We start from the raw sequence: 22,954 nt of genomic DNA, 5'->3' as shown, positions 1-22,954 counted from the left end.
ATACCTTCTGACCCATGACGATCGTCAAGTCCATCGCGCTGTTCGTAGTGGCCGCCATCGCCGAGATCGGTGGCGCCTGGCTGGTCTGGCAGGGCTGGCGCGAGCATCGCGGCCTGTTGTGGATCGCCGGCGGGATACTTGCCCTCGGCGCCTATGGTTTCGTGGCCACCTTCCAGCCCGACCCGAACTTCGGCCGCATCCTGGCCGCGTACGGCGGTATCTTCGTCGCCGGCTCCCTGGCCTGGGGCATGCTCGTCGACGGGTTCCGCCCCGACCGGTGGGACCTGGCCGGCGCCGCGATCTGCCTGATCGGGGTCGTCGTGATCATGTATGCCCCGCGGAGTGCTTGAGCGCAGCCGACTACCCGCAGAGGAGAACGCCGATCAGGGGAGGGTGAGGATCTCGGGACCGGAGGCGGTGATGGCGATGGTGTGTTCGGCGTGGACGCCTCGGGTGCCGTCGGCGGAGCGGAGGGTCCAGCCGTCGGGGTCGATGACGTAGGTGTTGCCGGGGCCGGACCAGAACCAGGGTTCGATGGCGAAGGTGTGGCCGACCTGGAGTTTGAAGCCGCGGCCGGGGCGGCCGCCGTTCGGGACGTGGGGTTCCTCGTGCATGCGGCGGCCGATGCCGTGGCCGCCGAAGTCGAGGTTGGTGCCGACGCCGGCGTCCTTGCCGATCCGGCCGATCGCGGCGCCGACGTCGCCGAGCCGATTGCCGGCGAGGGCGGTCGCGATTCCGGCGGCCAGGGCCCGCTCGGTGATCTCGATCAGTTCGAGGTCCTCCGGGCGCGGCGTACCGACGCAGAAGCTGGTTGCCGCGTCACCGCACCAGCCATCGACCGAGGCACCGCAGTCGACGTTCAGCAGGTCGCCGTCGGCGAGCTTGAGGTCCGACGGGAGTCCGTGCAGGACCGCGTCGTTCACCGACGTACAGATCACGCCGGAGAACGGACTGGTCGCGAAGCCGGGCTGGTAGCCCTCGAAGAGCGACACGGCGCCGGCCGCGCGGAGCACCTCGCGGGCGACCTCGTCGAGCTCGCGCAGCGAGACCCCGACCGCGGCTTCTTTCTTCACGGCGGCCAGCGCGGTGCCGACGACCCGACCGGCCGCACGCATCGCCTCGATCTCCGCCGGTGTCTTCAGCTCAACCATCGCCCACGTCCTCCATCTCTTGGCCCAGCAACCGTACCTGGAAGGGCACGATCTGATCACCGACCCAACTCAAAGGCGCGCCAGGTCGTCCGAGGAGCGATAGACACTGAATCTTGGGGGCTGTGATGGCGGTACGACGGCGCGCGGTGCTGGGCGCTTTGCTGGCGGGAGCTGGGGCAACCGTCGTCGGTGGTTGTGCGGACACCGATCCGGGCACCGGCGGAAGGCCGTCGAACGACGGATCGACCAGCGAGCCGGGGACACCGTCGACGACGGACAATCGCCCCGAGGGTCGGCCGCGCCCGCACCGGATCTCGATCGTTGCCACGGGCGACGTTCTCCTGCACGAGCGGTTGTGGACCACGGCTCGCCGCGACGGTACCGGCGGTGCCTGGGATTTCGCCCCGTTGCTGGCCGGCGTCCAGCCGCGCGTGATCGGGGCCGACCTGGCGATCGCCCATCTCGAGACGCCGCTGGCGCCGCTGGGCGGCCCGTACAAGGGCTACCCGTTGTTCGAAGGCCCGCCACAGATCGCGACCGCGCTCAAGCAGACCGGCTACGGTCTGTGCACGACGGCCAGCAATCACAGCTTCGACGGTGGTGCCGCCGGGGTCGACCGAACGCTGACCGTGCTGGAGAAGGCAGGGCTGCGGACCTCTGGCACGGCACGCAACCGCAAGGAGGCCGAGACCCCCACGATCGTCGACGTCAAGGGCGTGAAGATCGCGTCGCTCTCGTACACGTTCGGCTTCAACGGCCTGCCGTACCCGAACGGCCAGACCTGGCGGGCCGGCATGCTCGAGGCGGCCGCGGTCAGCCGGATGGCCAAGGAGGCTCGGGATCGCGGCGCCGAGATCGTCATCGTCAGCTGCCACTGGGGGACCGAGTACTCGGCGCAGCTCAACGACCAGCAGCGCGAGCTCGCGCCGCAACTGCTTGCCGACAGCAACATCGATCTTCTGATCGGGCACCACGCGCACGTCGTCCAGCCGATGGAGCAGCACGACGGCAAGTGGGTGGCCTACGGCCTCGGCAACCTGGTCGCGGCGCACCGCCAGCCCGACAGCACCCGCGCCGAGGGGCTGCTGGTCCGCTTCAGCTTCACGCGGAACGGGGACAAGTGGACCACCGCCGACGCCGGGTACGCACCGTTGCTGATGACGGACGCGCTTCCGGTCCGAGTTCTCGACGTACGGCGGGAGCTCGCGAAGGTGAACCTGCCCGCGGCCGAACGGACCCGGTTGGAGCTGGCGCAACGGCGTACCGACGAGACCGTCCGGTCGCTGGGGGCGAGCCCGAAAATGCTTTGAGCACTCGCAGTACGGCGGTCTAGGGTCGACGCCATGATTACCTACTTCGTGATGGTGCGTCGTGCCCGGCTCCGGGCAGGCGCGGGGTGCCTGGGGATGGCATCCACTCGATAGCCGGTGGGCTCAACGAGTAGTGGACGCTGCCGGGGTCAGGCCTGGCGAGCTGATTCTCGACGTCGGAGCCGGGCTGGGTGCGCTGACCGCACCGCTGGTCCGGGCCGGAGCCCAGGTGGTCGCCGTCGAGCTGCATCCGGGGCGTGCGGATCGGTTGCGCCGGCGGTTCGCGGACGCGCCGGTGACGGTGGTTCGTGCCGATGCCGGTGACCTGCGGTTGCCGTCGCGCCCGTTCCGGGTGGTGTCGAGTCCGCCCTACACGGTGTCGACCGCGTTGCTGAAACGTTTGCTGGCACCGGGATCGCGGCTGGTCTCGGCGGATCTGGTGTTGCAACGGCAGGTGGTCAACCGCTATGTCCGCGGCGACGCACCGGGCGCGCAGCGCTGGCTTCGGCACTACGAGCCGTCTCTCGGGCTACGACTTCCCCGCAAGGCCTTTACCCCACCTCCACATGTCGACTCCGCAGTCCTGCTGCTGCGCAAACGCTGAGAGGACGAACGCCCCGCACAGTCAGAGGTGACTGTGCGGGGCGTTCGCTTTGTCAGCCGTGCCAGGACTTCCAGAGCTTGGCGTACGAACCCTGGCGCTCGACCAGCTCGTCGTGGCTGCCGAGCTCGGTGATCCGCCCGTCCTCCACGACCGCTACCCGGTCGGCGTCATGCGCTGTGTAGAGCCGGTGCGCGATCGCGATCACCGTGCGGTCTTCGAGGACCGCGGCCAGCGAGCGCTCCATGTGCCGGGCGGCTCGCGGGTCGATCAGCGAGGTCGCCTCGTCCAGGACCAGGGTGTGCGGATCGGCGAGCACCAACCGAGCCAGTGCCAGCTGCTGAGCCTGCGCGGGCGTCAGTGCGAGCTGGCCGGACCCGACGCGCGTGTCCAGTCGCTCAGGCAACGCCTCTGCCCACTCACGGGCATCGACCGCGGCGAGTGCGTCGTACAGCTCGTCGTCGGTCGCTGTTGGGCGTGCCATCGACAGGTTGTCGCGCAGCGTGCCAACGAAGACGTGGTGCTCCTGGGTCACCAGTGCGACCTGTCTGCGCAGCTCGTCGAGCGATAGCTCAGTCATGCCAACACCGCCGACCGTGACGGAGCCTGTCCGCGGTGGGTGGATTCCGGCGACCAAACGGCCCAGTGTGGACTTCCCGGCACCGGACGGACCCACCATGGCGATCCGCTCACCTGGCTGCACGGTCAGCTCCACGCCATGCAGCACATCGCGACCGTCGACGTACGAGAACCGGACGTCCTTCGCCTCGATCAGCTCACCCTCCGGTGCGCGTCCGGACGGCGTCCGGTCGTCCGGTACGTCGCTGATGCCGAGCAGGCGGGCGAAGGCCGCGCCACCGGACTGCAGCTCGTCCACCCACTGGAGCAGTCGGTCGACGGGGTCGATCAGCTGGTTCACATAGAGGACACCGGCGGTCACCGCTCCGAGCGTGACGTGTCCGTTGATGCTCAGCCAGCCTCCGAACAGCAGTGTGCCCACGATCGGCACCAGATACCCGACCTCGACGGCCGGGAACCACAGTGTCCGCAGACCCAGCGTGTATCGCTCGGCGAGATACGAACCGCGCGCGTCCTCATCGCCGCGCCGGACGCGATCGTCGTACCGGCGCAGGGCCTCGATCGTGCGCGCGCCCTCGACCGTCTCGGCGAGTGAGCTGGTCATTTGTGCGTACGCCGCGTTCTCCCGCAGGTAGCCGTCTTTCGCGCGGCGCAGATACCACCGGGTGCTCAGCCAGAGCAGTGGCACCATCGCGACCAGCGGGACGAGGACCCAGACGCCCACCAGCAGGGTCGCCGTCAGCGAGAAGATGACGGTGACGACCGCGATGATCGTCTCGGGCACGGCGAAGCGCACGGTCCGCGACAAGGTGTCGACGTCGCGGGACGTGCGGGAGAGCAGATCGCCCGTCCCGGCCCGCTCGACCGTGCCGATCGGCAGCGCCAGCGCGTTGTCGACGAAGTCCTCGCGGAGCTCCGCCAGCACCTGCTCACCGAGGGCGAACGAGCGATAGCGGGCCCAGCGGGTCAGCAGCGATTGCACGACGACGAACGCCGCGATCACCCCGATGACCAGATTGACCTTGGTCGCCGTCGTACCGTTCTGGACGTCCTGGACCAGGTCGCCGATCAGGCGTGGCGCGGCCAGCCCGGAGACCGCGGCGAGCGCATGCAGCCCGAGCGCGATCAGCAGCGCCCGGGGATGCTGAAGAACGAGCCGACGGGCATGCCGACGGATCTCGGCGCTGTCCGCGACCGGCAGGATCTGCCTCATCGGTGCGCTCCTTCCTGCTCCAGCTCTTCCTGTTCGGTCTCTCGGGTGACCGTCCGGCGGTACCGCGGCTCGCGGTCGAGCAGGTCACGGTGCTTGCCAGTGGCAACCACTCGGCCGGCGGCGACGAAGATGACCTCGTCGACCCGGTCCAGCAGCAGTGGGCTGGCGGTCAGCACGACGGTGCTGCGGCTGGCTCGGTGATCGCGGAGCCGGTCCGCGATCCGCGCCTCGGTGTGGGCATCGACAGCGGAGGTCGGCTCGACCAGGACCAGCACCGACGGATCCGCCAGCAGTGCGCGCACCAGCACCAGGCGCTGCCGCTGACCGCCGGAGAACGACCGGCCCTTCTCCTCCACCTCGGAGTCGAGCCCGTCCGCGAGGGCGACCAGTACGTCGTCGGCCGAGGCAGTCCGGATCGCCGCGAGCAACTCCTCCTCGGTACGGCGGCCTGTCGGGTCCAGCTCGGTGCGCAGGATGCCGGTGAACAACTGGGAACCGGAGTCACTGACCAGGATCCGCTCCCGGACGTCCGCCCGGGTCGCACTGGCCAGGGTCACTCCGCCGAACCGGACCTCGCTGGAGATGTCATACCGGCCCAGGCGGTCGGCGAGCTCGCCGTACACGTCTGCCTCAGCGGCGACGATGGCGGTCAGCAGGCCGTCCCGAGCGCGGACTCCGGAGACCGGGTCGACCAGGTCACCCCGCTCCGGCAGCCGCACGGCCTCAGCCGGGTCGGTGATCTCCGGGCGCAGCGACACGACCCGGATCACCCGCGCGCCTGCGACCAGACCGCGCATCAGTTGGTTGACGAAGTCGGTCACGGTCCGCAGCGGCAGCACCAGGAAAGTCGCATAGCCGTAGAACGCGACCAGCGAACCGGCGCTCAGCTCACCGCCTAGCGCGAAGTGCGCGCCGATGCCGACTACGAGCACCACAAACGTGCCCGGCAGCAGCACCTGGGCCGCGTCCAGCACGGACTGGATCCGGGCGACCCGGACGCCGGCCTGGCGGACCTGCTGCGACTCGCGCCGGTATCGCTGGGAGAAGGAATCCTCGCCGCCGATCCCACGCAGCACGCGCAGACCGGCCACGATGTCCGAACCCAGCGAGTTCAGCTCACCGACCGCCTCGCGCTGGGCGGACTGCCGCCGGTGCAGCGGCCGGAGCATCGGGCCGAGGCAGAACAGCATCACCGGCACGCCGATCAGCACGACCAGGCCGAGCACGGTCGACGTCGACAGCAGGATCGCCGCGACCACGGCGAACGCCACGATCGCACCGGCGAACCGCGCCGACACCTCCATCAGTGTCCCGATCGAGGCCAGGTCGCTCGCACCGACGCTGACCACCTCGCCGGTCGCGAGGTGCTTCGGCAGCGTCGCGCCGAGGTCGGCGGACTTCCGGGTGATCACCTGGACCGTCCGGTACGCCGCCATCAGCCAGTTCGTCACCGCGAACCGGTGCCGCATGATGCCGGCCAGCGCCTGCAGCAGACCGATCGCGAACAGGACCGTGGTCCACTGCAGCAGTTTGTCCCAGTCCTTCGCCGCGACGCCCTCGTCGATCGCCTTCCCCAGGACCGCCGGGATGAACGCCTGCGACGCCATCCACAGGATCCCGAACGACATCCCGCCCGCGAGCGTGCGGGCCTGCCCTCGCGCGACCCACAACAGGTAGCGGGCCGGCGAGCGGTCATCGGGGACGCCGGGATCGGCGAGAGGGAGATTTCGCATGGTCCCACCAGGCTAGGCGTGCCCACCGACAACTTGCATGCGAATTACTCGCACCTGGGATGGACCATGATCTAGGCATGAAGCGAGGATCGGGCCGGCCCGTCGCGTACGCCGTGATCGCCCTCCTGCACCTGGTCACGATCGCGGTCGACGAGCCTTGGTCGGAGGGGATCACGAAGGTCCTCCTGATGCCGGCGCTGGCCATCTGGGTCCGCTTGCGGGGCGGCCCGGTCATGCTGCTGGTCGGGCTGGCCGCGTCACTCGTCGGCGACTTCCTGCTGCAGATCGACCACCTGGTGCCGGGTATGGCGGCGTTCGGCGTCGCCCACGTCTGCTACGTGCTGCTGTTCACCCGGCGTACGAAGCGGCGATCGCTGGTGGTGGTCACGGCGTACGGGGTGATCTGGGTGGTGGTCTTGGCGCTGCTCTGGCCGGGGCTGGGGGATGTCCGGGTTCCGGTGATCGCCTACTCGCTGCTGCTGACGACCACCGCTGTCACGAGTGCCTGGAACGGTTGGCGGTCCGGGATCGGCGGTGCGGTGTTTCTGCTGTCCGATGCGCTCATCGGGGTGGGGCTGGCCGACCATGAGTTCGGTGCGCGGCCGTATCTGGTGATGGCGACGTACTGCGCGGCTCAGTACTTATTGGCGAGCAGTCTGCTGGCGGTAGGTCAATCGGCGGAGCAGGACCTCGAACGGGCCGCGTAGACCGCGTCGACGCATCAGGTCGGCCAGGAAGACAGTGAAGGCCCAGGTGGCGACGGCGAGGATGACTGACTGCCACAGCTTCATGCTGTGGCCCAGGTCGAGCAGGAACGGCGCGAACATGATCGTCCAGACGACGGACTGCGTCAGATAGCAAGTCAGCGAGCGCTGCCCGGTCGCCTGGATCGCAGTGATCAGCGGAGTCCGTCGTACTCGGACGGACCAGAGCGCGATCAGCGCGGCGTACGCCGGACCACCCGCGAAGCCGGTCAGAGCGTGCAGACCGCCCGCCGGGATGACGTTGGCGTCGGTGGCGTGCAGCAGGCCTGAGGTGTAGAGCGGGACTCCGCCGAGGAACGCGAGCGGTATGCCGATAGCCACCATCCGGCGCAGCGTCTGCTGATGCTGCTCCGGGTGTTCGTACAGACCACGACGTGCGGCCCAGATACCGAACAGGAACGCACCGGCTGCGGTGACCGTCAGCACGGGGGCGCTGATCGAGATGGCGAAGGCACGGCCGGCCATGCCAAGCAGTGGGTTGTGCTCCAGAGCCCAGGGGTACATCTCCGCGGCAGCGTCCGGAGCGTTAGGAGTGGAGAGGAAGGCGAACGCCCAGGAGCCGAACAGTGCGAGGACTGCCGCGGAGACGAGCAGGCGGGCATCGCTCCAGCGGATGGCCGAGACCAGCACCAGCGCGATGAGGCCGTAGGCGGTGAGGATGTCGCCGTAGTAGAGCAGCACCGCGTGCAGCAGTCCGAGCAGCACCAGCCACCGCGCCCGGCGGCGGAGCAGCTTGCGGGTGTCCTTCCACTCGCCGGACTGGCGCCGGGCGATCTGCACCATGCCGTAGCCGAAGAGTGCGGCGAACATCGTGTACGAGCGTCCGTCGACCAGAGTGGTCTCCAGGAACGCGACGATCCGGTCCGGCAGTGTGGTGGGGATCGGCATCGCACGGATGTCCCCGGCACCGGACGGGTGCAGGAAGCCGTGTGTGTTGGCCAGCGCGATGAACAGCAGGAGCAGTCCCCGGGCCAGATCCGGGCCCAGGGCGCGGTCCTTGATTGCTGTCGGGCCGGTCATGGCTGAGAGCGTAGGCGTGCGCCGGTGACGGTGGGTACTACTTAGGTATCTCCTAGTCCATCCGAAGAGCTTCACCTTGCGTTGGGCAACGAGTTCCCGGCGGGCCATGTCGGCCGCCTGTCCTGGAACCATGCTGGTCATCGCGCATCGGGGAGCGAGTGGGTACCGTCCGGAACACACGCCGGCGGCCTACCGCCTGGCTGCGGCCCAAGGGGCCGACTACCTCGAGCCGGACCTGGTCGCCACGCTGGACGGCGTGCTGGTCTGCCGGCACGAGAACGAGATCTCCGGTACGACGGATGTCGCGGACCACCCGGTCTTCGCGGACCGGCGGATCACGAAGATCGTCGACGGCGAGGCCGTGACCGGCTGGTTCGCCGAGGACTTCAGCTACGCCGAACTGCGGATGCTGCGGGCCCGTGAGCGGATGCCCGGGCTGCGATCGGCGAACACGGCGTACGACTGCACCGAACAGATCCCCACGTTCGACGACGTGGTGGCACTGGCCCGGCAGGAGTCACTGCGCCTCGGTCGGACGATCGGGGTGATCCCCGAGATCAAGCACCCGACGTACTTCCGCCGGCTCGGTCTGCCACTGGAGGAGCTCCTGACCGAGCGCATCCTCGCACTGGGTCTGCGCGAGGACGAGATCATGATCCAGTCCTTCGAGCCGACCAGTCTGCGCCGGCTGGCCGTGATGACCCGGGTCCCGCTGGTCCAGCTCGTCGACTCCGAGAGCTCGCCGTACGACTTCCTCCGCGTCGGCGACGGCCGCACGTTCGCCGACCTGCTCGCTCCGGCCGGCCTGCGCGAGATCTCGACGTACGCGCAGATCCTGGCCCCGCACAAGGACCTGGTCATCCCACGCACCCCCAGCGGCGCACTGGGCGAACCCACCCGCCTGGTCGACCAGGCCCACCGCGCCGGCCTCGGCGTCCAAGCCTGGACCTTCCGCGCCGAACGCCGCTTCCTCCCCACCAACACCGACTTCCGCACCGAGCTGTCGCGCTTCGCCGCCCTAGGCCTCCAAGGCATCTTCGCCGACCACCCCGACATAGCAGCCGCCACCCTGAAAGCCGCCTCCCTCCCCGGCTAACCCAACTCCGCCTTCAGATCGCGTAGCACCTGCTCCGACGCCGGTGCGAGCTCCCGGTCGATGTTCGTGGACTGGTCGATCCCCATGACCACCCGCGCCGATGTGGCGGGCCTGGTCCGGATCAGCTTGGTTCGCAGCGACGTCGGGGGATGCGTCGCATCTGTCCGGGTCTCGCGGATTCTGCTCGCCCGCAGCCGACGCTCGAGCTCACGCGCCGGTACGCCGGTCACCGCACTCCGGACGGCTTCCAGCGGCTCGACCTCGGTGGGGAACCGGAGTGCGCGGACCATGGCGTCGTACGAGCTGTCCGCGAGCAGCGACCGTTCCAGCGCGTGTGCCGCAGCCTCCGAGCCGGCGATCTCACCGGACTTGCGATCGGCGAGGTACTCGTCGCGCTGACCGCTCCGGAGCTCCAGGCGAGTCAGTACCCAACTGAGACCGCGGACCAGAGTGCCGACGGTCGCATTGAGCACGCGGGCGGCCATAGTGGCGCCGGTCCCGTCGTCGACGCCCCACGCGCGTCGGTGTCGCTCGACGTGGCCCTCGGTGAAGGTCATCCGCAGGCCGAACAGGACATGCTGCGCACTCGAGACCAGCCAGGAGCTGAGGTGGTCACCGTGCCGGCCATGGCCGAACTCGTGCGCCAGGATCGCCACCCGCTCCTGTGGGCGCAGACCGGCCCAGAGAGGAATGCCCAGCACGATGATCGGCCGGAATCGCCAACCGACCTGGCCGTAGCCGACGTTGGCGTCCGCCGTGACCGCAACCGCGTGCGCCTTGCGAGTGCCGACGGCGGTGGCGATTTCGTCGAGCACGCCGAAGAGCACCGGCGCCTCGTCGGCGTACAGCAGGACTGCGTCATCCGAGAGCCGACCGAGCCGCGGTCGGAAGAGGAAGGCCACCGTCAGAGCGAGCAGCGCGAGGATGGCGCTGAACCACAGGGGCCGGTAGAAGAGCAGGAGCGCGATGCCGGTCAGGAAGGCCGTCAGTGGCAGCAGCAGGATCAGGACCGACAGCAGGCCGGCGCCGATGCGAGCGGCGTCCCAGCCGGGGCGGTGGATCGCACCCTGCTCGAGCTCGCGGTAGAGCGAGTCGGCGAGCCGTTGCTCGAGCCTGAGCCGCCAGGCGGGAGTCGGGTCGAGCAACGGCGTCGGGTCGACGTTCCAGTCGCATTTCTCGCACCAGGTCACGTAGCGCCGATCGACACGGATCCGATGTCCGCAGTCGGGACAGGTGGTGGTCTCTTCGACGCTCTGCACGGCAGAAGTGTGGCAGTGCAGGTGGCGGGGTGGGCTGGGTGGCTCACCCCGCCGGGGGTGTGGAGTGGTCGTGCTGGGAGATCACGCGGCCGGGGGCTTGGGGGCGTCGTCGTAGATGCGCGAGGCGATGTCGCCCTCGGGGGTCTGGCTCTGGTGGTTGGTGGACTGCTGGACGGTCTGCCAGACGGCCTTGCCGTCGGACTCCGGAATCACGATCCACGCGATGGCGTAGCCGAGGATGGCCGTGCCGCCGGTGATGATGGTGAGGCCGACGATGCCGAGGCGGACCAGGGTGACGTCGATGTTGAGGTACTCGGCGATACCGCCGGAGACGCCGGACAGCATCCGCTGGGAGCTGGAGCGACGCAGGACCTTGCCGGACAGGTTCGAGAACGGTGCGTTGGAGTTCGTCATGGCTCTACTCTCCCGTCCGAAGGCCCTCCGCCACATCAGGATCGGTACCGACTGGCCCCTGACCCGACCCCGGGGACCCATGGTGCCGACCCTGACTACTTTCGGCGTGGTCGGCGGCTGAGAACTGTCGGTGGGGGTGCTTAGCGTTGGTGGCATGGATGCGCAGGTGGTGCTGAAGTTGGTGCGGGGGCTGCCAGGGGCGGAGGAGCACGTGGGGTGGGCAGGGCAGCCTGCCTTCAAGGTGCGTAAGAAGGGCTTCGCGTATCTGTCCGAGGACGAGACTCGGCTGATCGTGAAGGCTTTCCGCGAAGAGCAGGAGGCGCTCGTCGCCGAGAGCCCTGACGTCTACGCACCGTCCTGGGAGAGCGGCCGCTTCGCCTGGGTCGACGTGACCCTGGCGGTCGCCGACGAGGACGAGGTCACCGAGCTCCTCACCGAGGCCTGGCGCCTGACCGCCCCGAAGTACCTGATCGCCCAGCTGGACCACTGAGCCGCCCGCGGAAATGGCTCGCTGCGACGTAGCGAGCAGGGGCATGCTGAGTGGATGAGTGTGGATGCAGCCCTCACCACAGCAGAGCGGGAGCGGGCGTTTGCGGAGCGGCTCGCCCAGCTCACGCCTCGCTACCTACCGGACCGGGCCCCCGGCGTGCGACCGCGTGCCGTCGTGTTCGGCGGCCAGCCGGCGGCAGGTAAGACGACGATGCAGCGGCTGGTCCATGCAGCGCTCGGAGCCGACCGCATCGTGCTGTACGACGGGGACGACAACCTGCGGGTCCATCCCAGGTACTGCGCACTCCGGCGCGCGCACGGGATCCAGGGACTCGAGATGGTGGCCGACGCCGTGGAGAACGGTCCCGATGCTCACCTGCACGAGGTGATCCTGAAGCACTTCTGCACAGGAGATCCGCGGTACGACCTCTTGGCCGGCCATCCGCTCGCCCGGCAGAAGTGGGCGCGGAAGTGGGCTGGTGACTTGAGAGATCTGGGCTACCGGTGCAGCTTCGTCTACCTGATCGTCAACCACGCGGACAGCGCCATTTCACTCGCCGAGCGCCATCAGACGGCTCTGGACACCGAGGGAGACGGTGGCTGGTTCGACCCTGAGCTGCACGACGAGTTCTACAACGAGCTGCCCGACACGGCCCAGGCCCTGGAGACAGAGGGCCTGATCGACGACGTATACCTGGTCGACCGCGGCGGTCACGTCCTCTACGAGAACAACCGCGCTGCGGACGGCACCTGGGCGCGACCGCCTGCAGTCAAACACGCCATTCTCGAAGAGCGTGCTCAGCCGCCCACTCCGGCGTCGCACGACTACCTGTTGCGGACCGCGGAGCTGTTTCTCGAGCGCGGCAACCTAGCCCCCAAGGTGCGAGAGACCGTGGAGCGCGCTGTACGCCGGGAGGCCGAGCGCCCGGAGCCGCAGCCGGACAACCGGGGTCAGGACATCGCCGCGCGGCTGTCAGTGCGGTAGCTCGACGGGGAGGTGCTCAGCTCGCGGCGGAAGGCTTCGCGGAGGGAGGTGGCGCTGCCGAAGCCGGTGGTGGCGGCTATGCGGTCTACGGTCCAGTCGGAGGTTTCCAGGAGGCGGCGGGCGCTCAGGAGGCGTTGGAGGACGACCCAGCGCATGGGTGGTAGGCCGGTCTCGTTCTCGAAGTGCCGGATGAAGGTGCGCCGGGACAGGGCGGCTTGAGATGCCAGGCGGTCGATGGTGATCGGTTCGGCCAGGTGTTCCTGGACCCAGGCGCGGACCGGTCCCAGGTCTGACCGCGGTGGCGTGAGCACATCGGCGTACTGGCGGTGCTCTCCGCCTCGCTCTGGTGCGGCGAGCACCCACTTGCCGACCTCGTGGGCTGCGGCCGCGCCGTAGTCGGTGCGGATGACGTGCAGGCCGGCGTCGATGCCCGCGCCCCCGCCTCCGGAGGTCAGTACCCGGCCGTCCTCGACGTACAGCCTGTTCTCGAGCACGGTGACCTGTGGGTGCAGGAGGCGCAGTTGGTCGGTGTAGTGCCAGTGCGTGGTCGCCTCACGGCCGTCCAGCACACCTGCGGCAGCCAGGGCGAAGGTGCCGGTGCAGATGCCGAGCAGCCGGGCCGGAGTGTCCCGCAGCAACTCCAGGTACGGCGCGGGCGGCGGCAGCTCGGGCTCGTCGAAACCCGGTACGACGATGATGTCCGCACCGGCCGCGGTCTCGGGGTCGCTGTCCTCCAGCACCCGGTAGCCGTCATGGTGACCGAATACGTGGGCCGCGATCCCCAGGTCGAGCGAGATCGCCCGCGGGAGCTTCAGCAAAGCCACCACCAGCTCCGGCACGATGACTCCTCAGCAGGCACGAATCCGGCGGTTCCTGGCACTGCGGCCGATGGCCGCGACCTGCCCGCCCTCCCTAGGTTAGTTGAAAATGAATCTTTCCAAAGGGGAGTACAGCGTGATCGAGAACTTCGGTGTGCCGTGGGAGCAGGACTACGGCTATGTCCAGGCCATCAGGTCGGGCGACACCATCTACCTGTCCGGCCAGGTGGGCCACCGTGGCACGGAGATCCTGGCGGGGATCGAGGAGCAGATGCGGCAGGCCTACGCCAACGCCGAGGAGCTCCTCCAGCGGTACGGCGCTTCGCTGGCGAACGTGGTCGAGGAGACGCTGTTCGTCCGCGACATGGAGGCGGCGTTCCCGTTCGCCGGTCCGGTCCGCAAGGCGGCGTACGGGCGGGAGGACCCGCAGGTGGCGAGCACCATCGTCGAGACCACCCGGCTGGCCTTCCCGGAGCTGCTGATCGAGATCGCGTTCACCGCGCGGGTCTGACCTGGCTTGCACTCGTTTGGGTCGAGTGCTAATACTTGGTTAGCACTCCCTGGGTGAGAGTGATAAGGCTCGCGCCCCGGGAATGAGTACCAATGACGGCCCGATGAGGTGCCGGGAGCGGGGCGGGACATGAGCGCCACGACTCCGGTGCCGTCCGTCGCGGGCATCTGGCCGGCTGATCAAAAGACTCGACGCGGGAGGACTCGCGGAGAATGCCCAAGCTTATTGCGTTCAATGAAGAGGCGCGCCGTGGCCTCGAGCGGGGTATGAACACCCTCGCCGATGCCGTGAAGGTGACGCTCGGCCCGAAGGGCCGCAACGTCGTCCTGGAGAAGAAGTGGGGCGCCCCCACGATCACCAACGACGGCGTCTCGATCGCCAAGGAGATCGAGCTCGAGGACCCGTACGAGAAGATCGGGGCCGAGCTCGTCAAGGAGGTCGCGAAGAAGACCGACGACGTCGCGGGTGACGGCACCACCACCGCCACCGTGCTGGCCCAGGCGCTCGTGCGCGAGGGTCTGCGCAACGTGGCCGCCGGCGCCAACCCGATGGGCCTGAAGAAGGGCATCGAGAAGGCGGTCGAGGCCATCAGCGAGCAGCTGCTGGCACTGGCCAAGCCGGTCGAGACCCGTGAGCAGATCGCGGCGACGGCGTCCATCTCGGCCGCCGACACCCAGGTCGGCTCGATCATCGCCGAGGCGATGGACAAGGTCGGCAAGGAAGGTGTCATCACCGTCGAGGAGAGCAACACCTTCGGCCTCGAGCTCGAGCTCACCGAGGGTATGCGCTTCGACAAGGGCTACATCTCGCCCTACTTCGTGACCGACACCGAGCGGATGGAAGCGGTCCTCGACGACCCGTACATCCTGATCGTGAACAGCAAGATCTCGAGCATCAAGGACCTGGTCCCGGTGCTGGAGAAGGTCATGCAGACCGGCAAGCCGCTGGCCATCATCGCCGAGGACATCGAGGGCGAGGCGCTGGCGACCCTGGTCGTCAACAAGATCAAGGGCACCTTCAAGGCCGTCGCCGTCAAGGCGCCGGGCTTCGGTGACCGCCGCAAGGCCATGCTGGTCGACATCGCGGTGCTGACCGGCGGTGAGGTCATCTCCGAGGAGGTCGGCCTCAAGCTCGACACCGTCGACCTGGAGCTGCTCGGCCAGGCCCGCAAGATCGTCGTCACCAAGGACGAGACGACCATCGTCGAGGGCGAGGGTGACGCGGACCAGATCGGTGGCCGGGTCAACCAGATCCGCGCCGAGATCGAGAAGTCCGACTCCGACTACGACCGCGAGAAGCTGCAGGAGCGCCTGGCCAAGCTGGCCGGCGGTGTTGCGGTCATCAAGGTCGGCGCGGCCACCGAGGTCGAGCTGAAGGAGCGCAAGCACCGCATCGAGGACGCCGTTCGCAACGCGAAGGCGGCCGTCGAGGAGGGCATCGTCGCAGGTGGTGGCGTCGCGCTGCTGCAGGCTTCGGTTCTCGCCTTCGAGAAGCTGGAGCTCGACGGTGACGAGGCGACCGGTGCAGCGATCGTGCTGTCCGCGGTCGAGGCTCCGCTGAAGCAGATCGCCTTCAACGCCGGCCTCGAGGGTGGCGTTGTGGTGGAGAAGGTTCGCAACCTCGAGCCGGGTCACGGTCTGAACGCCGCGACCGGTGAGTACGTGGACCTGATCGCCACCGGCATCATCGACCCGGCCAAGGTGACGCGCTCGGCGCTGCTGAACGCAGCCTCGATCGCGGCCCTGTTCCTCACCACCGAGGCCGTCATCGCCGACAAGCCGGAGAAGGCCTCGGCCGCTCCGGGTGGCGCGCCCGACATGGGCGGCATGGACTTCTGATCCCCTGAAGTTCAGCAGTACCTCAGCAGTACGAGCGGTCCCGGGCTTCGGCCCGGGACCGCTTCTGCGTTCAGGTCACCTTGCAGAACGACGCGTAGTGGTCGCCGGTGTAGTAGACGTTCTGCGGGTTGGTGACCGGCGACCCGCCACCGATCAGCCGGCGGGCGCCGCGGTCGGAGGAGCCGGGCGTCTTGACGGTGTACTCGTGGTAGTAGCCGGTCGACTGCCCCGGCAGGATGCCTTCCCGGTTCTGGAAGACGGTGCCGTCCTGGCTGTACGGGAACGGGCCGCCGGAGTGGATCAGCCGGAGGGTGTCGGAGGCCTGTGACGGCAGCGAGCTCAATGCGCAGTTCGAGATGGCGGTAGGGGCGGCGTACGCCGCGGCGGGGGCGACTGTGGTCGCGACGGCGAGGGTGAGGGCGGTGATGAGGGTTCTCATGGCGGGAGGCTTCCCGGCGTGGGCAACGACCGCACATCCCAGGTGTGAATAACAGTTGGACTATGACCCTCCCGGCCTCTAAAGTCTGGCGCAGCGAGACCATCCCGTGAGCGGAAGGAGCGACCGATGATCACCCTGTCTGGTATTCCGGCGCGACCTGCCCGCCACCACAGCTCGCACTGAGCGGAGCGGCGCGCCTCCTGTTGGAGGATTTGTGAGCATCCGTAACACCGTCGAGGCCGACCTCGACACCATCCACACCCTGGTCGAGCAGCAGCCGTTGGCGAACAACGCCACGCTCGACCGCTATCGCGAGTCGCTCGTGTCCGGTCACTACCGGCACGAGTGGAGCTGGGTCGTCGAGGAGAACGGCGTCATCCAGGCGCTGGCCGTCTGGTGGGGCGTGCCCGGCCAGGAGCGCCCGTTCAGCATCGACGGCCTGTACTTCGTCGGCGACGGAGACCCGGTCCCGTCCTGGACGGCCTTGATCGAGCAGGAGCTGCAGATCAGGCCGGCCGACGGCGAGCCGGCCGAGTACCACTTCCTGCTGGACAGCGGCTGGGAGTCCGAGCCGGCCGTGGCCGGGGCGGTCGAGCTGCGCATGCGGGCAGCCGCGGCGGCCGGGCTGACCGCGATCACCGACCGGCTGCGGTACGAGTGGCAGCCCACCGACGGGCTGCCGCAGCGATCGACCCGGCTGCGGTTCGAGCCGGCCGACGACGAGGCCTTCGTGACCATGTTCATGCGGGTCAGCGAAGGCAGTCTGGACGCGTCGACCGCGCGGGACGTCGCGCGGCTCGGCGCCGAAGCGGCGGCTCGCGAAGAGGTCGAGCTGTACCAGACCATGCTGGTCGGTGACCGCGCTTGGTGGCGGTTCGCGTACGACGCCGAGGGCAAGCTGATCGGATTCGCGATCCCGTCGAAGAACAACGGCGGGCCGGTCGTCGGGTATCTCGGGGTCCTGCCCGAGCACCGCGGGCACGGCTACATCGACGACATCCTCGCCGAGATCACCCACCTGCTGGCGGAGACCGGCGCCGAGCGGATCCGCGCCGACACCGATTTCGGCAACGTGCCGATGGCGAAGGCGTTCGAACGCGGCGGTTACCGAAACTTCGCCGTACGGCGGGTTCTGTCCTTCCCGGAGGAGTGAGCCCGCCCTATGCTCCCTGACATGTCAGGGAGTGTCCGGTGCGAGATATCGCGCTGATTCTGCATGTGGTCGCCGGGGTCCTGGGAGTACTGCTCGGGATCCCGGCCATCGTCGTCACGCTGCGCCGCCGGGGGTTGAACTGGGTCGGCGAGAGCTATCACTGGGTGATCGCACTGGTCTGTCTGAGCGCGCTCGTGATGGTCCCGTACGACTGGAAACGGCTCTGGTTCTTCTGGCCGGTCGCCCTCGCCACCTACCTGTTCGTCTACCTGGGGCAGCGATCGGCCGAGTCTCCCGGCGGCCTCTGGTACCGCGGGGTCCTTCGCGGGTACGGCGGCGCCTGGATCGCCCTGTGGACAGGCATCGTCATCACCACCGTGCCCGATCACGCATGGACGTGGGCGATCCCGATCGTGCTTGGAAGCGCCCTCATCGAGTGGCAGTGCTTGCGGCCGGCCAGTCGGGCGTTAGCGCAGCGGGCGGAAGAACAGCTGTAGATCGCTGGTGAGCAACTCCGGCACCTCCATCGCGGCGAAGTGACCACCGCGCTCGTACTCCGTCCAGTGGGTCATGGCACCCGCCGGATCGACCAGGCTCTTGATTGCGGTCTCTGCACCGAACACCGCGACCCCGGTGGGAGGCGGCGTGGCTGGTCCCCAGGACGCGTCGCTGCCGCCGGACTGCTGCGAGAGCATCGCCTTCCAGGCCTGCATGCCTTCGTAGAACGCATGCGCCGACGAGGCGCCGGACTGGGTGAACCAGTACAGGCTCACGTTGGTGAGCAGCTGGTCGCGGTCCACGGCCTCATCCGGCAGCTTGTGGGTCGGGTCGGTCCACTCGGCGAACTTCTCCACGATCCAGGCCAGCTGTCCGATCGGCGAGTCGTTCAACCCGTACGCCAGTGTCTGCGGCCGCGTCGACTGCTGCACCAGATAGCCGACACCGTCCTCAAGGTACCGGTTGAACGCCTCAGCCCGGACCTGGTCCGACTCTGACAACCCCTCCAGTGACACCGGCCCGCCGAACGGCGTGGAGGCGGTCACTCCGGCCAGATGCGCGCCGACAACGTGTGCCGGGTCGATCATCGTCAGCATCCCGGTCACTCCGGATCCGGCGTCGGTGCCATGCGCCGCATACCGCTCGTACCCGAGCCGGCTCATCAGCTCGACCCACAGTTGAGCCACTCCGAACAGGTTGAACCCGCCTGGCCCGAGTGGCGTTGAGAACCCGTAGCCAGGCAAGGACGGCACGACGACGTGGAACGCGTCCGCCGCGTCCCCGCCGTACGCGACCGGGTTGGTCAGTCGACCGATCAGCGCCTGGAATTCGACCGGCGACCCCGGCCAGCCGTGGGTGAGGATCAGTGGCAGCGCGTCCGGCTCAGCCGAGCGCTGATGGAAGAAGTGGATCCTTTGTCCGTTGATTTCGGTGCTGAACTGCGGGATCTCGTTCAAGCCGGCCTCGGCGGCCCGCCAGTCGTAGTCGTCGGCCCAGTAGGCGGCCAGTTCCTGCAGGTAGCCAACCGGTACGCCGCGACTCCAGTCGTCCACGGCAGGGGGGACCGGCCAGCGCGCGGCACGCAGGCGGGCCTTCAGGTCGTCGATGTCGGTCTGCGCCACTTTGATAGTGAATGGCTCGATGCTCATGCCGTTCAGCGTGCCGCCGTGGCGAGATCCGCGGATCCGGCGAATGCGGTATTTGCCTGTCCGGTCAGGCTATCCTCTGTACTGACACGATCGTTTCAGTGGAGGGGTCGTCGGCATGAGTTTGACCGGACGGACGGCATTGGTGACGGGGTCGGTGCGCGGCCTGGGGCTGGAGATGGCGCGTGGCCTGGCTGCCGCCGGTGCCCGGGTCGTGCTGAACGGACGTGACGCCGAGGCGCTGGACCAAGCGGTCGGCGGGCTTCGCGGCGAGGGCCTGGACGTCACCTCCGCTGCGTTCGACGTGACCGACCCGACCGCCTGTGAACAGGTCGCCGAGCTCGGCCGGCTCGACATCCTGGTCAACAACGTCGGCCACCGCGATCGCCGAGGCTTCGACGTGCTGGACCCGGCCGATCTGACCCGGATCCTTGATGTCCACCTCACCTCGGCGTACCGGCTGAGCCGGCAGGTGGCTCAGCAACTGGTGGCGGCCGGGACGCCGGGACGAATCATCAACGTGTCCTCGGTGCTGGGCCAGCTCGGCCGGCTGGGCGACGTCGCCTACCCGGTCGCGAAGGCCGGCCTGGACGGTCTGACCCGAGCCCTCGCGGCAGATCTCGGGCCGCACGCCATCACCGTCAACTCGGTCGCGCCCGGCACCTTCGCCACCGAGGTGAACGCCGACCTCGCCCAGGACCCGCAGTGGTCCCAGTGGCTCCGCACCCGAACCGCCCTCGGCCGCTGGGGCCGCCCCGAGGAGATCGCCGGCGTCGTCGTCTTCCTGGCCGGCGACGCGGCCTCCTTCATCACCGGCCAGACCATAGCCGTCGACGGCGGCCTCATCGCCACGTTCTGATGGACTGGCCGCGAGCTACGGTCGACCGTGGACTTCGACCGCTTCCTCGCCCTGCCACGCCCCTCTTCGCTCGCGCTCGCACCGGATGGCTCGCGTCTGGTCGCGGCCATCGCGCAGTACGACGATGCGGCCGGCAAACTGATCAGTGCGCTCTGGGAGCTCGACCCCACCGGCAGCGCCGAGCCGCAGCGCCTCACCAGATCAGCAGGCGGTGAGAGGCAGCCCGTGTTCCACCCCGACGGCTCCCTGTACTTCATCTCCACCCGCGAGGACCAGTCCGCGCTCTGGCGACTGCCGACGACCGGTGAGGCCGAGCAGGTGCTCACCAGTTCGGGTGGCGTCGACGAGGTCCGCATCGGTGGCAGCACTGTGGTCATCGCTACCCCGATGCTCCCCGGCGCCAAAGACTCGGCCGACGACGAAGCGCAACGCAAGGACCGCAAGTCCAGCGGGATCCTGCACACCAGCACGCCGGTACGCATCTACAACCACGAACTAGGTCCGGACGAGACCCGGCTGCACGTCGTCGACGGCCTCGACCTGACGCCCACCCCAGGGCGGGCCTTGACCGAGACCGAGTACGTCGTCGCGCCCGACGGCCGGACCGTGATCGCCAAGTGGTCCGTCGACTGCCCCGGCTGGCCACAGGGACAGTTGGTCGCGATCGACGTCGCAACGGGTGAGCGTCGGGTCATCGCCGACGATCCGGCGGCCCTCTTCACCGAACCCGCCCTTTCGTCCGACAGCCGGTACGTCGTCGCGATCCGTAGCCAGGACCCGCAGCCCGACACCCCGCCGTCAGGAGGGGTGGTGCTGATCGACCTGCAGACCGGTGACCTCAGCGACCTGGTGAACGACCGGGCGGTCTGGCCGTCCGAGCCGGCCAGTCCCGTTTTCGCCGCCGATGGCAGCGCCGTCTACTTGGTGACCGACGATCATGGCGACCGCCCGATCGTGCGCGTCGACCTGGCGACCCGAGCCCGGACCCGGATCACCGACGCAGGCTCGTACCAAGGACTGCAGGTCTCGCCCGACGGCAGCACGTTGTACGCGCTGCACCACGACATCGACTCCCCGCATGCGCCCGTCCGCATCAACCTGGCGACCGGTGCCGTCGTACGGCTGGTGCCGTCGGAGGCTGAACTGCCGGGCCGGGTCGAACGCGTCCAAGCGATTGCTGCCGACGGTACGACGATTCTCGGCTGGCTGCTGTTGCCGCACACCGACGAGCCGGCACCACTGGTCCTGAGGGTGCACGGCGGCCCGAACATGTCAGGCGGCGGCTGGATCTGGTCCCTGAACCCGTGGTGGCTGGTCGCCGCCGGGTACGCCGTACTGCAGCCGGACCCGGCCCTGTCGACCGGCTACGGCCAGGAGTTCATCGAGCGCGGCTGGGAGGGCTGGGGCGCGACCGTGTACGACGACCTGATGGCGATCACCGATGTGGTCGAGCAGCGCCCGGACATCGACGCGACGCGGACAGCCGCGATCGGCGCCTCCTTCGGCGGCTACATGATCAACTGGATCGCCGGACAGACCGATCGGTTCCGTTGTCTGATCAGCCACGCCGGCATCTGGCACCATGCGAGCCACCAGGCCACGGCGGACTACTCCGGCTATTTCGCTCGCCAGTTCGGGACGCCGGAAGACCGGCCGGAGCGCTACGAAGAACGCTCACCGGTCCGGTTCCTCACGAACATCACCACACCGATCCTCGTCACCCACGGTGGCCTGGACGAGCGTGTCCCCACGAGCCAAGGCATCCACCTCTTCACCGACCTCCAACGCCGCGGCATCGAGTCGGCCTATCTGTCCTTCCCCGACGAAGGCCACGGCATCGTCAAACCAGCCAACGCCCGCCTCTTGAACCAGACAGTCCTCGACTGGCTGAACCGTTTCCTGCGCTAGGTCTGGCCGGGGGTCTGTCGGTAGGGAACGACGCGCTTCGGTCGCTCGCCCCGGGTGTCACCCGACTCTGTCGCTGCCGCGCGTTCGTAGTCGGTGAGTATCTCGAATACCCGAGGTGCCTCGAACAGCCGATACCGCTTCTGGTCGCCGACGGGCCGGATCACCTCAGCTGCGCTGAGGCTTTCGATCGCCGCGAAGACCGCCGACCGGCTGGCGCCGGTCAGCCGAATGGCGTCGTCGGCAGTCACGACCGGATTGGCTATCAGTTCGGACAGCAGGCGGTCCGCGGCACTTCCTGCACGCGGTTGGGCCGCCGTGCGCCACTCGAGTTGAACCTGTCCCAGCAGCGACTGCAGGTTCGCGGCATCGGCTGTGGCACGGCGGGTCGCGCTCAGGAACAGGTCAATCCAATCGCGGATCCCGCTGTGAGCTTGCGGGCTGTCCGCCTCGCCGACATAGCGGAAGCGGGTCAAGGCCTCGACGTAGGCCGAGGCTCGCGTCGCCAGAGTCAGGCTGATCGGTGGGACGAAGTGCCGGGCAAGTCCCCTGCGCTTGAGGACTACGTGGATCAGCGCGCGGCCGGTCCGGCCGTTACCGTCGGCGAACGGATGGATCGTCTCGAACTGTGCGTGGACGAGTCCGGCTTGGAGGGTGCCCGGAACGTCGTCTCGATTGATGAAGAGACAGAGGTCGTCCAGCAGATCTGCCAAGTATTCGGGCGGTGGGGGGACGAAGACTGCCTGGCAGGGGTTGAAGTCGTTGCCACCGATCCAGTTCTGCCGCGTGCGTACCTGACCGCCGATGTCCGGGTGATCGGAGTGCTCCATCAATGCCGCGTGGATGTCGAGCAGGTGCTTGAGCTCGACGGTTTCCGCCGTGGCCACCTGATCGACCGCGTGTCTCATGGCCAGGACGTTGCCGAGGACGGCGTCGGCAGTGGCGTCCTGATCGGGGATGCCTGCCGCGATCCGGGCCTCGTGCCGGGCCAGACGCCTGCTGTTGACCTGCAAACCCTCGATCTTGGATGAGGCGACGGCCTCCGCCCGGAGGAGAAACCGGGCAAGCTGCTCCAGTCCCTGATCTGGAGCGCCCTCGAAGGCCGCCAATCCGCGCTCGGTGTCAGCCACGTCGGCTGCCAGTTCAGCGCTACAACCTGGACTTCCCTTCGTCT

The 22,954-nt window shown here is 68.5% G+C and carries 23 protein-coding genes; 13 read left to right on the top strand and 10 right to left on the bottom strand.

What is annotated here, in order from left to right; all coding sequences use genetic code 11:
- Positions 1-14 precede the first annotated feature (14 nt).
- The gene (locus OG474_RS10330; RefSeq protein WP_405062032.1) at positions 15-350 is read left to right on the top strand and encodes a YnfA family protein; all 336 of its coding nucleotides are present in this window, start codon (positions 15-17) and stop codon (positions 348-350) included.
- Positions 351-383: 33 nt separating this feature from the next.
- Here the strand turns inward: OG474_RS10330 and map are convergent, their stop codons facing one another.
- A complete protein-coding gene (gene map, locus OG474_RS10325; RefSeq protein ID WP_405062031.1) occupies positions 384-1,151 on the bottom strand; it encodes a type I methionyl aminopeptidase in 768 nt (255 codons plus the stop codon).
- 125 nt (positions 1,152-1,276) lie between these two features.
- On the opposite strand from map, the gene OG474_RS10320 reads away from it, so the two are divergent.
- Positions 1,277-2,461 (top strand): CapA family protein, encoded by a 1,185-nt coding sequence (locus tag OG474_RS10320; protein ID WP_405062030.1) that lies wholly within the window; start codon positions 1,277-1,279, stop codon positions 2,459-2,461.
- A 61-nt stretch (positions 2,462-2,522) separates the two neighbouring features.
- Positions 2,523-3,065, top strand: coding sequence for an rRNA adenine N-6-methyltransferase family protein (locus OG474_RS10315; RefSeq protein WP_405062029.1), 543 nt, complete (start codon positions 2,523-2,525; stop codon positions 3,063-3,065).
- Between the two features lie 52 nt (positions 3,066-3,117).
- Here OG474_RS10315 and OG474_RS10310 read toward each other — a convergent pair whose 3' ends face one another.
- Positions 3,118-4,854, bottom strand: coding sequence for an ABC transporter ATP-binding protein (locus OG474_RS10310; protein ID WP_405062028.1), 1,737 nt, complete (start codon positions 4,852-4,854; stop codon positions 3,118-3,120).
- A complete protein-coding gene (locus OG474_RS10305; protein WP_405062027.1) occupies positions 4,851-6,587 on the bottom strand; it encodes an ABC transporter ATP-binding protein in 1,737 nt (578 codons plus the stop codon). Before OG474_RS10305 ends, OG474_RS10310 begins: the two co-directional genes overlap by 4 nt.
- Positions 6,588-6,664: 77 nt before the next feature.
- Here OG474_RS10305 and OG474_RS10300 point away from each other — a divergent pair, with 77 nt between their 5' ends.
- A complete protein-coding gene (locus OG474_RS10300; RefSeq protein WP_405062026.1) occupies positions 6,665-7,294 on the top strand; it encodes a lysoplasmalogenase in 630 nt (209 codons plus the stop codon).
- On the opposite strand, the gene OG474_RS10295 is transcribed toward OG474_RS10300, so the two are convergent.
- Positions 7,229-8,371 carry a DUF418 domain-containing protein gene (locus OG474_RS10295; RefSeq protein WP_405062025.1) on the bottom strand — a complete coding sequence of 381 codons (1,143 nt, stop codon included), beginning with the start codon at positions 8,369-8,371 and terminating at the stop codon, positions 7,229-7,231. The two genes, OG474_RS10300 and OG474_RS10295, sit on opposite strands and share 66 nt — an antisense overlap.
- Positions 8,372-8,501: 130 nt before the next feature.
- Here OG474_RS10295 and OG474_RS10290 point away from each other — a divergent pair, with 130 nt between their 5' ends.
- Positions 8,502-9,467, top strand: coding sequence for a glycerophosphodiester phosphodiesterase family protein (locus tag OG474_RS10290; RefSeq protein ID WP_405062024.1), 966 nt, complete (start codon positions 8,502-8,504; stop codon positions 9,465-9,467).
- Here OG474_RS10290 and OG474_RS10285 read toward each other — a convergent pair.
- Both OG474_RS10285 and OG474_RS10280 read right to left on the bottom strand, forming a co-directional pair.
- Positions 9,464-10,726, bottom strand: coding sequence for a M48 family metalloprotease (locus OG474_RS10285; RefSeq protein WP_405062023.1), 1,263 nt, complete (start codon positions 10,724-10,726; stop codon positions 9,464-9,466). The two genes, OG474_RS10290 and OG474_RS10285, sit on opposite strands and share 4 nt — an antisense overlap.
- Before the next feature lie 81 nt (positions 10,727-10,807).
- Positions 10,808-11,140 carry a PspC domain-containing protein gene (locus tag OG474_RS10280; protein ID WP_405062022.1) on the bottom strand — a complete coding sequence of 111 codons (333 nt, stop codon included), beginning with the start codon at positions 11,138-11,140 and terminating at the stop codon, positions 10,808-10,810.
- Positions 11,141-11,294: 154 nt separating this feature from the next.
- Here OG474_RS10280 and OG474_RS10275 point away from each other — a divergent pair, with 154 nt between their 5' ends.
- Positions 11,295-11,630: an MmcQ/YjbR family DNA-binding protein gene (locus OG474_RS10275; protein ID WP_405062021.1), complete on the top strand. Its 336-nt coding sequence runs from the start codon at positions 11,295-11,297 to the stop codon at positions 11,628-11,630.
- 54 nt (positions 11,631-11,684) lie between these two features.
- Positions 11,685-12,614, top strand: coding sequence for a zeta toxin family protein (locus tag OG474_RS10270; protein WP_405062020.1), 930 nt, complete (start codon positions 11,685-11,687; stop codon positions 12,612-12,614).
- Here OG474_RS10270 and OG474_RS10265 read toward each other — a convergent pair.
- Positions 12,581-13,453 (bottom strand): GlxA family transcriptional regulator, encoded by an 873-nt coding sequence (locus tag OG474_RS10265; RefSeq protein WP_405062019.1) that lies wholly within the window; start codon positions 13,451-13,453, stop codon positions 12,581-12,583. The two genes, OG474_RS10270 and OG474_RS10265, sit on opposite strands and share 34 nt — an antisense overlap.
- Positions 13,454-13,541: 88 nt before the next feature.
- Here OG474_RS10265 and OG474_RS10260 point away from each other — a divergent pair, with 88 nt between their 5' ends.
- Together OG474_RS10260 and groL are read left to right on the top strand one after the other, a co-directional pair.
- Complete coding sequence (locus tag OG474_RS10260; RefSeq protein ID WP_405062018.1) at positions 13,542-13,943, top strand: RidA family protein; 402 nt, start codon at positions 13,542-13,544, stop codon at positions 13,941-13,943.
- A 212-nt stretch (positions 13,944-14,155) separates the two neighbouring features.
- Positions 14,156-15,781, top strand: coding sequence for a chaperonin GroEL (gene groL, locus OG474_RS10255; RefSeq protein WP_405062017.1), 1,626 nt, complete (start codon positions 14,156-14,158; stop codon positions 15,779-15,781).
- Between the two features lie 70 nt (positions 15,782-15,851).
- Here the strand turns inward: groL and OG474_RS10250 are convergent, their stop codons facing one another.
- A complete protein-coding gene (locus OG474_RS10250; RefSeq protein ID WP_405062016.1) occupies positions 15,852-16,220 on the bottom strand; it encodes a ribonuclease domain-containing protein in 369 nt (122 codons plus the stop codon).
- A gap of 214 nt (positions 16,221-16,434) precedes the next feature.
- On the opposite strand from OG474_RS10250, the gene OG474_RS10245 reads away from it, so the two are divergent.
- Positions 16,435-17,373, top strand: a complete 939-nt coding sequence (locus OG474_RS10245) for a GNAT family N-acetyltransferase (RefSeq protein WP_405062015.1) — start codon at positions 16,435-16,437, stop codon at positions 17,371-17,373.
- A 38-nt stretch (positions 17,374-17,411) separates the two neighbouring features.
- Complete coding sequence (locus tag OG474_RS10240) at positions 17,412-17,870, top strand: hypothetical protein (protein ID WP_405062014.1); 459 nt, start codon at positions 17,412-17,414, stop codon at positions 17,868-17,870.
- On the opposite strand, the gene OG474_RS10235 is transcribed toward OG474_RS10240, so the two are convergent.
- Complete coding sequence (locus OG474_RS10235; protein WP_405062013.1) at positions 17,841-19,019, bottom strand: epoxide hydrolase family protein; 1,179 nt, start codon at positions 19,017-19,019, stop codon at positions 17,841-17,843. The two genes, OG474_RS10240 and OG474_RS10235, sit on opposite strands and share 30 nt — an antisense overlap.
- A gap of 115 nt (positions 19,020-19,134) precedes the next feature.
- On the opposite strand from OG474_RS10235, the gene OG474_RS10230 reads away from it, so the two are divergent.
- Positions 19,135-19,875, top strand: coding sequence for an SDR family oxidoreductase (locus OG474_RS10230; protein WP_405062012.1), 741 nt, complete (start codon positions 19,135-19,137; stop codon positions 19,873-19,875).
- Between the two features lie 27 nt (positions 19,876-19,902).
- Entirely contained in the window at positions 19,903-21,783 is a 1,881-nt protein-coding gene (locus OG474_RS10225; protein WP_405062011.1) for a prolyl oligopeptidase family serine peptidase, read from the top strand.
- Here OG474_RS10225 and OG474_RS10220 read toward each other — a convergent pair.
- Positions 21,780-22,910 carry a Fic family protein gene (locus OG474_RS10220; RefSeq protein WP_405062010.1) on the bottom strand — a complete coding sequence of 377 codons (1,131 nt, stop codon included), beginning with the start codon at positions 22,908-22,910 and terminating at the stop codon, positions 21,780-21,782. The two genes, OG474_RS10225 and OG474_RS10220, sit on opposite strands and share 4 nt — an antisense overlap.
- Positions 22,911-22,954: the final 44 nt, after the last annotated feature.

This window comes from Kribbella sp. NBC_01505 (assembly GCF_045040285.1).
GTDB lineage: Bacteria > Actinomycetota > Actinomycetes > Propionibacteriales > Kribbellaceae > Kribbella.
The sequence above is the reverse complement of the archived record's forward strand: the minus strand, read 5'-3'. Positions and strand labels throughout refer to the sequence as shown.